This is a genomic window from Actinocrinis sp. (genome assembly GCF_035650855.1).
GTDB lineage: Bacteria > Actinomycetota > Actinomycetes > Streptomycetales > Catenulisporaceae > Actinocrinis.
The window spans coordinates 1-4,883 of the sequence record NZ_DASRGV010000191.1; the positions used below are offsets into that span (position 1 = coordinate 1).

Below are 4,883 nucleotides of genomic sequence, written 5' to 3' on the forward strand. Positions count from 1 at the left end.
CGAACGGGCTGGTCAGCCCGTCCAGCTCCAGCTGCTCGCAGACGACGGCGCGCTTGCCGGTGCGCCCGCCGTCCAGCCGCATGCGGATGTTCTGCTCGCGCGGCGGAATGGGCGGCGGCCCGGCCTGCTCGAACTTGGCCAGCCTGGTGCGCGCCGCCTGCAGCCGGGTGGCCATGTCAGAGTTATGCGACGCCTTGCTCTGGTACATCCGCACCAGCTCCTTGAGCTTGGCGTGCTCCTCGTCCCAGCGCCGCCGCTGCTCGTCCAGCTGCTCGTGCCGCGCCGCCCGCGCCTCGTGCCAGGAGGCGAACGACCCGGCGTGCGTCCAGGCCGAGCCGCCCTCGACCGCGACCACCCGGTCGGCGGTGTTCGCCAGCAGCTCGCGGTCGTGCGAGACGTACAGCACAGTCTTCGGCGATTCGAGCAGGCGGCGCTCCAGCCAGCGCTTGCCCGGCACGTCGAGGAAGTTGTCCGGCTCGTCGAGCAGCAAGACCTCGTCCGTCCCGCGCAGCAGCATCTCGAGCGCGAAGCGTTTCTGCTGTCCGCCGGAGAGGGTGCGCACCGGCCGGTGCCGCGCCTCGTCCCAGGGCAGGCCGAGTACCGCGACCGAGACGGTGTCGAACACCACCTCCAGCTCGTAGCCGCCGGCGTCGCCCCACGCGGTCAAGGCGTTGGCGTATCGCATCTGCTCGCGCTCGCCGGCCGCGGAGCCGAGCGAACCCAGCGCGTCCTCGGCGCGGGCCAGGCGCTCGCCGACCTCCCGCAGCGGCGGCGGCGCGAGCGAGAGGGCGAGCTGCGCGAGCGTGGTCTCGTCGCCGATCATGCCGATGAACTGGCGCATCACGCCGAGGCCGCCGACCCGCGCGATGGTCCCTGACCGGACGGGCAGGTCCCCCGAGATCAGCCGCAGCAGGGTGGTCTTCCCGGCGCCGTTGGGCCCGACGAGCGCCACCTTCGCGCCCTCGCCGACCCGGAACGAGACGTCCGCGAACAGCACCCGGCCGTCCGGGAGCACGTGTCGCAGCCCGGCGACGTCCACGTAGCCCATGGATGCGGATTCTCACCCGCGGCGTGGAACGGTGTCATCCGCTTTTCCGCCGCGCGCCGGCCAGGGCCGGGCGCCGTCAGGCCCGGGAGCCGCTCCCCGCGGCATGCTCGGCGAGGATGCGCTCGACCGCGTCCGGGTCGTCGGGAGTGATCGTGGGGCGCACGGTGTGGCCGACGTCGAGCACGAGAGCGACGTCCTTCCGCGGGCGCCGCACGTCGAGGTTCCACCAGTGGATGAAGTCGCCCGAACCCCAGATCCTCCACTTGCGCACCTTGTTCGCGCCGGTCAGCGGAAGCCGCTTGACGCCTCGGATCGAGCTGTACCGGATCCGCTTGTTGCCCCACGGGTAGTAGAGGCGAATCGTGACGGCCTCGTCGTCGCAGCGAATCCGGCCGTCCTCGTAGGCGGGCGTCCCGTTCTGGCTCATCGTCTGCACCTCCTGCTTTCAGAGCTGTCTGTGCTGTCTGCGGTCAGAGCTGTCGGCTTTCACGGGGTCTGCGGCGTGAGGATGAACAGCCCGGCGACCTTCTCCTCCGCGTCGAACGCGACGCGCGCCTTCATCTCGCCGGCCTCGTAACGCAGCGGGATGTCGACGACCGTGTGGTCGCCGATCCGCCGGACGAACGGCTCGCCCTCGCCGAAGCCCTCGAACGCGCCGACCATGCCCGCGACGGTGGCCAGGGCGTCGCCGCGCACCTTGTCGGTGAAGGCGGCCAGAACCTGCGCGTCGAATGACGCCCTGGCTTCGTCCATGCGGCCTTCGAGGACGTCCGTGACGATCTTGACCGCGCGCTCCGCAGCGTCGGCCATGCGCACCGTCTTGTCCATGGGCTCTCCCGTGCGGGGATCGATGGGTTTGCCGAACCGCTGGAACGCGGCTTGGCGGGTGACTCCGAGCAGGTCGCCGATCTCCTGCCAGGTGTGGCCGGCGTCGCGGGACTGCTGCACGCAGAGCTTGAGCACCTGCTCGGCCAGTTCATGGGTGCGCCGGGCGTCTCGAACCAGGTCGAGGTAGGGCGGCGGCGACAACGGGCTGCTGACGGCCTGCGCCAGGGCTGAGGACTGCTTGGCCAGCAAGGCGCTCGAAGAGATCAGGCTCGCGGAAGAACCGTCCACGTGTAAAGAATAGCTTTACAGCCTCGGCGCGTAAAGGCGCCCTTTACGCGCGGACTCGAAGCACGCCGCGTCCAGCCCCGATAAAAACAACTAGCCGAGCGATCGAGCCGCGACGTGCTCGAGCCTCTCGGCGAATACCGTGCGCGCGTCCGGGTTCAGTGTCGTCAGGGCGACCATCGCGGTGATGATCACATCGCAGAGTTCGTGCTCGACGTCGCTCCAACTGTGCGTCGTGCCCTTGCGCGGGTTCGCACCGAGCGCGCCGATCACCGCCTGCGTGGTCTCGCCGACCTCCTCGGACAGCTTCAGCACACGCAGCAGCCGGGTCACCTCCGGTGCCACGTCGTTGTCGCGGTTGTGGCCGTCAAGCCAGTCCACGAGTCGGGCGGCGGTTTCCCATGCGCGATCATCCACGGTCCGCCATTAAATCGCGGGCCGAGAGCTCGTGGCCGGACCGACCCCGCGGCGGCCGATGGGCACGGTGCGGCTCAGTGCCCGGACGGACCGGGTTCGACGCAGAACTCGTTGCCCTCCGGGTCCGCCATCGTGGTGATGTGCTCGTCGCGGCGCAGCACGGTGGCACCGAGTTCTTCTAGCCGGCGGACCTCGTCCTCCATTGAGCCTGGGGCGCGCAGGTCGAAGTGGACCCGGTTCTTCGCCGTCTTGGGCTCGGGCACCCGGCTGAACCACATGTTAGGGCCGCCCCAGCCGGCCGCCTCCACGAACGCCTTCTCGGCCGTCGAGTCCTCGTCGACGTCGGTCCCGAGGGCCGCGGCCCAGAACGTCGCCAGCTTCAGCGCGTCCTGGGCGTCGAACGAGACGTTCTTGATGACACTCGCCATGCCGGCATGCTACGGGCCGCACGCGTGAGGCTGCGGGTCACCGCACGAGCCAGGCCGCCGTATCGTCCGGCAGCATCCCCGACTCCAGCGCACCGCTGCACAGCGCGATCGTGCCGTCGACCGGCAGGGGGACCGGGCCGCCGGAGAGGTTGACCACGCAGACGAAGGAGGGATCCGTGCCTTCGCCCGCGGCGCCGCGAGCGAAGGCCAGAACACCGTCCGGCGCGGGGAGCCAGGTGAGCGGCCCGTCGCCAAGGTGCTCGGACTCGCGGCGCAGCGCGAGTGCAGCACTGTAGAGCTCGAGCATGGAGCCCGGGTCGCCGGTCTGCGTCTCCACCGACAGGTCCTTCCACGCCTTCGGCTGCGGAAGCCAGGGCTCAACCTTCACTGGATCGCCCGCCGTGGTACTGAAGCCGAACGGCGGTTCCTGGCCCGACCACGGCAGCGGCACGCGGCAGCCGTCCCGGCCGAGGTTCGCGCCCGCGGTGCGAAAGAACATCGGGTCCTGACGTACCGAGTCCGGCAGGTCTTCGACCTCTTCAAGGCCCAGCTCCTCGCCCTGGTAGATGTACGCCGAACCCGGCAGCGCGAGCGAGAGCAGGATCGCCGCGCGCGCCCGCCTCGTGCCGAGGGTGAGGTCCGTGGGCGCGCCGAGCTGCCGGAACTCGAGGTTGAACGAGGTGTCCGCGCGACCGTACCGCGTCACGTGCCGCGGCACATCGTGGTTGGACAGCACCCACGTCGCGGGGGCGCCGACCGGGGCGTGGATCGTGAGCGTCTCGTCGATGACCCGCCGCAGCTCGTCGGCCTGCCAGGGCGAGCCGAGGAACGCGAAGTTGAACGCCGTGTGCAGCTCGTCAGGGCGCAGATAGTTCGCGAACCGCTGCGCGTCCGGAAGCCAGACCTCGCCGATCAGCACCCGCTTGTCAGGGTACGACTCCGCGATCGCACGCCACGACCGGTAGATGTCGTGCACGTCATCGCGGTCCGTATAAGGATGCGGATACGGCGGGTCCTCGGGATCGAAGTCCGTCAGCGCCCGGTCCTTGGTCAGCAGCGCCGCCGAGTCGATGCGCACCCCGTCGGCGCCGCGGTCCAGCCAGAACCGCAGCACGTCCTCGAACTCCCGGCGGACCCGCGGATGCTCCCAGTCCAGGTCCGGCTGCTCGGCCGCGAACAGGTGCAGGTACCAGTCACCCGGCGCGCCGTCGGGGTCGCTCGTGCGGGTCCAGGCCGGCCCGCCGAAGATCGACTGCCAGTCGTTCGGCGGCAGGTCGCCGCCGGGGCCGCGGCCGGACCGGAACCAGAACAGCTCCCGCTCGGGCGAGTCAGGGCCCTTAGCCAACGCCTGCTGGAACCACACGTGCCGGTCCGAGCAGTGGTTCGGCACCACGTCCACGATGATCCGGATGCCGAGCGCGTGCGCCTCCCGGATCAGCTCCTCCGCCTCGGCCAGCGTGCCGAACACCGGGTCGATCGCCCGGTAGTCGGCCACGTCGTAGCCCGCGTCCGCCTGCGGCGAGGCGTACCACGGACTGAACCAGAGCGCGTCGACGCCCAGCCGCGCGAGATACGGCAGTCGGGCCCGGACCCCCGCCAGATCGCCGACGCCGTCGCCGTTTCCGTCGGCGAAGCTGCGCGGGTAGATCTGGTAGATGACGGCCGACCGCCACCATTCGGCCGCCTCGTGGGAACGCACGTCAGGCACGGATCGCTACCCGCTCTCTTGTCGCGTTGAGGTGTGGGGATGCCCGGTGATCGACGCTGATCGCCCGTGAATCAGAACTCTTCGTCTGCTGCTACTCGTGCCGCCGCGCCGGTCAGCCCTTCATCGCGCCGCTGGTCAGGCCGGACATGATGTTGCGCTGGAACAGCAG

At 70.3% G+C, this 4,883-nt stretch carries 6 protein-coding genes; all 6 read right to left on the reverse strand.

Annotation, left to right across the window (positions count from 1 at the left end):
* Positions 1-1,048: ATP-binding cassette domain-containing protein (locus VFB40_RS28575; RefSeq protein WP_349261472.1), on the reverse strand; the 1,048-nt coding region annotated here is incomplete at its 3' end.
* Positions 1,049-1,124: 76 nt separating this feature from the next.
* A complete protein-coding gene (locus VFB40_RS14105; protein WP_324850759.1) occupies positions 1,125-1,475 on the reverse strand; it encodes a PH domain-containing protein in 351 nt (116 codons plus the stop codon).
* A gap of 59 nt (positions 1,476-1,534) precedes the next feature.
* Entirely contained in the window at positions 1,535-2,164 is a 630-nt protein-coding gene (locus tag VFB40_RS14110) for a DUF3887 domain-containing protein (protein WP_324850761.1), read from the reverse strand.
* 90 nt (positions 2,165-2,254) lie between these two features.
* Positions 2,255-2,578, reverse strand: a complete 324-nt coding sequence (locus VFB40_RS14115; RefSeq protein ID WP_324850763.1) for a MazG-like family protein — start codon at positions 2,576-2,578, stop codon at positions 2,255-2,257.
* 74 nt (positions 2,579-2,652) lie between these two features.
* Positions 2,653-3,006 (reverse strand): VOC family protein, encoded by a 354-nt coding sequence (locus VFB40_RS14120; protein ID WP_324850765.1) that lies wholly within the window; start codon positions 3,004-3,006, stop codon positions 2,653-2,655.
* Positions 3,007-3,043: 37 nt separating this feature from the next.
* Complete coding sequence (locus VFB40_RS14125) at positions 3,044-4,705, reverse strand: glycoside hydrolase family 13 protein (protein WP_349261473.1); 1,662 nt, start codon at positions 4,703-4,705, stop codon at positions 3,044-3,046.
* Between the last annotated feature and the right edge of the window lie 178 nt (positions 4,706-4,883).

Coding starts and splice junctions, on each gene's coding strand:
- VFB40_RS14105 (WP_324850759.1), bottom strand. CDS start 1,475: ATGAGCCAGAACGGGACGCCCGCCTACGAGGACGGCCGGATTCGCTGC.
- VFB40_RS14120 (WP_324850765.1), bottom strand. CDS start 3,006: ATGGCGAGTGTCATCAAGAACGTCTCGTTCGACGCCCAGGACGCGCTG.